The organism is Gemmatimonadota bacterium (genome assembly GCA_016209965.1).
Lineage (GTDB): Bacteria > Gemmatimonadota > Gemmatimonadetes > Longimicrobiales > RSA9 > JACQVE01.
Window position 1 is genome coordinate 1 of record JACQVE010000110.1, and the last position, 5,338, is coordinate 5,338.

4 protein-coding genes are annotated in these 5,338 nt (G+C 71.9%); all 4 read right to left on the minus strand.

Translation table 11 applies throughout. The features are described from left to right. Nucleotides 1–186: 186 nt before the first annotated feature. Nucleotides 187–1,602 (minus strand): UDP-N-acetylmuramoyl-L-alanine--D-glutamate ligase, encoded by a 1,416-nt coding sequence (murD, locus tag HY703_04700; protein MBI4544473.1) that lies wholly within the window; start codon nt 1,600–1,602, stop codon nt 187–189. Between the two features lie 6 nt (nt 1,603–1,608). Further along, nucleotides 1,609–2,715 carry a phospho-N-acetylmuramoyl-pentapeptide-transferase gene (locus HY703_04705; GenBank protein MBI4544474.1) on the minus strand — a complete coding sequence of 369 codons (1,107 nt, stop codon included), beginning with the start codon at nt 2,713–2,715 and terminating at the stop codon, nt 1,609–1,611. A gap of 3 nt (nt 2,716–2,718) precedes the next feature. Further along, nucleotides 2,719–4,158, minus strand: coding sequence for a UDP-N-acetylmuramoyl-tripeptide--D-alanyl-D-alanine ligase (murF, locus tag HY703_04710; protein MBI4544475.1), 1,440 nt, complete (start codon nt 4,156–4,158; stop codon nt 2,719–2,721). Then, nucleotides 4,155–5,338: UDP-N-acetylmuramoyl-L-alanyl-D-glutamate--2,6-diaminopimelate ligase (locus tag HY703_04715; GenBank protein ID MBI4544476.1), on the minus strand; the 1,184-nt coding region annotated here is incomplete at its 5' end. The genes murF and HY703_04715, both read right to left, overlap by 4 nt.

The following is a 5,338-nucleotide window of genomic DNA, read 5'->3' on the forward strand; positions in this document are numbered from 1 at the left end:
CGCCCCACCCGAGCCCCAAGCCCTGCCCGATCCCGATCCCGACCCCGATCCCGTACCCGCGCCCCTCACCTCCTACCTCCCGCCCGACGGGGAGACACGGAGAGTGGGGCACACGGAGATGGCGCCTCAAACACCGTCGGGAGCCCAAAGCGCTCGCGAACATCACCCCGTCTCCCCATCCCCCCGTCACCCCATCTCTCCAGCACGCCGCGTCCCAACTTCGGGCGCAGCCGAAACCGCCCGCGCCATTGCGGCAACCAGCTCCCGGAACCGCTCCCCCCGCTCCTCGTAGTTCCGGAACATGTCGTAGCTCGCGCACGCGGGAGACAGCAGCACGGCATCCCCCGCACGCGCCAGCGCTCGCGCGCGCGCGATTACATCACCGAACCCGCCCACCACCCGCTCCACCGCCACCCGCCCGCCCAGGTCCGCCACAACCAGCTCCGCCGATTCACCGTACGCCAGCACCGCCCGCACCCGACCCTCTAATCCCGCCACCACCCCCGTATACGGCTCCCCTTTGTGCCGCCCACCCAGCAGCAACACCGTCGGCCGCGTCATGCTCTCCAGCGCCACCCGCGTCGAGGCCACATTCGTTGCCTTCGAGTCGTTCACCCACCACACACCATCCACCTCCCCCACCGGCTCCAGCCGATGCGCTAGCGGCGGGAAACTCGCCAGCCCCCGCCGCACCGCCTCCACCTCCGCCCCCGCCAGCAGCGCCGCCAGCGCCGCCGCCAGCGCATTGGCCCGATTATGCTCCCCGAGCAGCAAGAGCTCCCCCGCCCCCAGCAGCGGGAGCACGTCCTGCTCCGCGCGCACTGCCAGCACCCCGTGCTCCGTGACCCAGGCCCCGTGCTCCGCAGGGGAGGGGGTGCTCCGGACGCGGAAGAGGTAGCGGGAGCCGGGGGTCTGGCCTGCCAGGGCCAGCACGGCCGAGTCCTCGCCATTCAGCACCCAGCGGCTCTGGGAGGTGGCGTTTTCGAACAGGCGCGCCTTATCCGCGTAGTAGGCCTGGACCGAGGGGTAGCGGTCGAGGTGGTCGGGCGCGAGGTTGGTGACCACGCCGATGCGCGGCGCAAAGGTCTCGATGTCGGCGAGCTGGAAGGAGCTGGCCTCGGCCACGACCCAGTCGGGCGGCGGCTGGCGGCGTGCCACCTCGGAGAGCGCCAGGCCGATGTTGCCGGCCGCGGGCGCATCGAGTCCAGCCGTGCGCAGCAGGTGTGCGGCCAGCGCGGTGGTCGTGCTCTTGCCGTTGGTCCCGGTCACGGCGATGACTGGGGCGCGCAGGTATTGGAACGCGAATTCGAGCTCCGAGATGCGGGGCAGCCCCCGGAGCAGCGGCTCGCGGAGCACGAGTGCATCCGGTGGGATGCCGGGGCTCACGACCAGCAGGTCGCAGCGGGCGAGCGCTGGCACGCTGTGCGCTCCCACCTCCGCCTCGCCTCCGGCCCGGCGCACGGCTTCGGCGGCTTCGCGCAGCGTCGCCTCCTCGCCGCTGTCCGAGGCGAACACCTGGTGGCCGCGGGCCAGGGCCAGCTCGGCTGCCGCCCGGCCGCTGCGGGCGAGGCCCAGGATGCCGATGCGCCGCCGTGCTTCCATGCTGCCTCAGCGTACCTTGAGCGTGCTGAACGCGATGAGTGCGAACAGGATCCCCAGGATCCAGAACCGGATGATGATCTTGCTCTCCTGCCAGCCGCCGTGCTCGAAGTGGTGGTGCAGCGGCGCCATGCGGAAGATGCGCATGCCCTGGCCGTAGCGCCGGGTGGTATACTTGAAGTAGCCGACCTGCAGGATCACCGAGAGCGCTTCCAGCACGAAGACGCCGCCCACGATCACGAGCAGGAACTCGGACTTGAGCAGCATGGCGGTGGCGCCGATCGCGCCGCCCAGTGCCAGCGAGCCGGTATCGCCCATGAAGACTTCGGCGGGGTGCGCATTGTACCAGAGGAAGCCCAGGCTGGCGCCCGCCAGTGCCACGCAGAAGATGGCCAGCTCTCCGGAGCCGGGCAGGTAGAACAGCCCCAGGTAGTCCGAGGTGTCCACCCGTCCGATCAGGTAGGCAAAGACGCCGAAGGTGCCCGCCGCGATGGCGCACAGCCCGGCCGCCAAACCATCCAGCCCGTCGCTCAGGTTCACCGCGTTCGAGGTCCCCGCCAGCACGATCATGACCCAGGGAATGAACAGCGGCCGCCAGATCTCGAGGTGGTAGTCGGCCAGGAAGGGCACACTGCTCCAGTGCGCCGGGATCGGGCTGATGGGCGAGAGCAGCAGCACGGACCCGACCACGAGGCCGAGCACGCCCTGCCCGATCAGCTTGTAGCGGCCCACGAGCCCCTCGGTGCGCCGGCGCACCACCTTCAGGTAATCGTCCAGGAACCCCAGTATCCCGAGCCAGAGAAGCGTGAGCAGCACGAGCAGCGTGTACGGGTTCGTCAGCTCCGCCCACAGCAGCGTGGCCGTCGCGGCGGCGATCAGGATCAGCACGCCGCCCATGGTGGGTGTGCCCGCCTTGATCAGGTGGCGCTCCGGCCCTTCCGCCCGCACCACCTGCCCCAAGCGCAGCGAGCGCAGCCAGCGGATCACAAGCGGGCCCAGCAGGAACGAGAGCACCAGCGCCGTGACCATGGCTCCCGCCGCGCGGAAGGTGATGTAGCGGAACAGATTGAAGACGATGTGCTGATCCGACAGCGGCGTCAGCAAATGGTAGAGCACCGTTCAGCCTCCGCTCGCGGAGGCACCCTGGCCCCCCCGGGAAACTCCAGACGCCCCCGCACCTGCGCTGCCCCAATCCGCCTCGAAGCGCGGCAGCAGCCGCTCCAGCGCCACGCCGCGCGAACCCTTCAGCAGCACCACCTCCCCGCCCGTGAGCCGCCGCGCCAGAGGCTCGTACGCCTCCAGCGGGTCCTCCACCCGGATGAGCCGCTCACCCATCCCCGCGGCCAGCGGCTCGAACGCCGCCGCAAACTCCCCAGTCGCCACGATCAGGTCGATATCCGCGCCGGCCACATCCAGCGCCGCCCGCGCATGCAGCTCCGCGCTCGAGCGGCCCAGCTCCCGCATGGTGCCCAGCACCAGCACCCGCCCACCCCGCCGCGGCAGGGACACCAGCAGGTCCAGCGCTTCCGCCACACTCGCAGGATTGGCGTTGTAACAGTCCGCGACCACCGTCAGCCCGCCATAGCACAGCAGCTCCGCCCGCAGCTTCGGCGGCCTCAGCGACTCCAACGCCGCCACACCCGCCTCCGCGCTCACCCCCCACTCCAGCCCTAAACCCAGCGCCAACAACGCGTTGTGCGCGTACGCCCGCCCCCGAAACGCCAGCCGCACCTCCCGCCCAGCCCAGTCAAACCGCACCCGCCCCTCCCCATCCAGCTCGACCCCCCGCGCACGCAGCTCCGGATCCGCCCGCTCGCTCCACCCCGCCACCCTCACCCTCCGCCCCAGCGCGCGCGCTTGCTCCGGGAGCACGGAGGGCTCCTCGCCCACCAGGGCCAGGCCGTGCTCCCGAAGCGCCGCCAGCAAGGAGAGCTTTTCGCGGAGCACGCCCGCCAGGTCAGCCAACCCCTCGAGGTGGGCCTGGGCGACGTTGGTGATGATGGCGGCGTCCGGCTCGACGATCTCGCCCAGGCGGGCGATCTCGCCGGGCGCGTTGGTGCCCAGCTCGACGACGACGGCCTGGACGTCGTCGGGTGCGCCCAGCAGGGTGAGCGGCGTGCCCACCAGGTTGTTGAGGTTGCCGGTCGTGGCGTGGACGCGGTAGCGGCGGGCGAGTACGGCCCGGGCCATGTCTTTGGTGGTGGTCTTGCCGTTGCTGCCGGTGATGGCGCAGACGCTGGCGTTGAGTCGCCGGCGGCGGTAGCGGGCCAGGCGACCCAGCGCGGCGAGCGTATCCTTCACGAGATAGAGGGTGGGCGGCGCCGTGCTCGGATCGGCGGGCGGCCGCTCGAGCACGGCGCCGCTGGCGCCCGCGGCGGATGCCGCGGGCAGGAAGTCGTGGGCGTCGAAGTTTGGGCCCCTGAGGGCGACGAAGAGGCCGCCGGGCCGGAGGGAGCGGGTGTCGGAGCTGATCTCGGCGTAGGCGACGTCGCCGTGAGCGGGCTCCAGCGGCAGTTCCAGCGCTGCACGCACGGCCGCATCGGTCCAGAACGCGCTCACGCCGTCACCCCGCCGCTGCGCGCGGCCAGCGCCTCGCGCACGATCTGCCGTTCGTCGAAGGGCAGCTTCTCCCTTCCCACCACCTGATACGTCTCGTGCCCCTTGCCGGCCAACAGGATCACGTCCTCGGCACGGGCCAGCTCCAGCGCCTGCCGGATGGCCCGCCGGCGGTCCGCCTGCCGCACCCAGTTGGCACCGTGCATCCCCTGCACCACCTCGTCGATGATGGCTTCGGGCGGCTCGGTGCGCGGATTGTCCGAGGTGACAATGGCCAGGTCGGCGCAGCGCTCGGCAATGGCCCCCATGAGCGGCCGCTTGCCGCGGTCGCGGTCGCCGCCGGCGCCGAAAACCACGATCAGCCGCCCCGCTGTGAGCGGCCGCAGCGCCGCCAGCACGCGCTCGAGGGCATCCGGCGTGTGCGCGTAGTCCGTGAGCACAGGACAGGGCGAGTCCGCGATCCGCTCCAGCCGCCCCGGCACCTGGGGCACCAAGCGCAGCCGCTCGGCGGCCTCCTCCGGCGTGAAGCCGAGGGCCATGCAGGCCGCGGCCGCGCCCAGCGCGTTCTGCACGTTGAACGCGCCCAGCAGCGGCAGCTCGACCGCCGCATCTCCCGCCGGCGTCCGCAGCCGGAAGCGCGCGCCCCACGCGCCCAGGGTCACCGCCGTGGCCCGGATGTCCGCCGCGCCCGAGGCGAGCCCGAAACTCACGCTGCGCGGCACCCGCTCCGCCACTCCCGCCCACGCCGGGTCGTCCGCGTTCACCACCGCGACGCCGTCCGGCCGCAGCAGCTCGAGCAGCCGCCGCTTCGCGCTCCGGTAAGCCTCCTCGCTGCCGTGGTAGTCCAGGTGGTCCCTCGTCAGGTTGGTGAACACCGCGGCATCGAAACGCAGGGCGTGCATCCGCCCCTGGTCCAGCGCGTGGGACGAAGCCTCCATGGCCACCGCCCCCACTCCCCGATCCGCCAGATCCCGCAGCGTTCGCATCAGGTCCACTGGCCCGGGCGTGGTCAGCGCCTCGCTCCCCGGCAGCGGCCGCCCGTTCGGCTGCACCAGACCCAGCGTGCCCAGTGAGGCAGCCTCGAAACGCGAGGCCAGCAGATGCCGCAGCAGCCATACCGTCGTGCTCTTGCCGTTCGTGCCCGTCACCGCGACCAGCAGCAGCTTCGCGCCAGGGTCCGCGA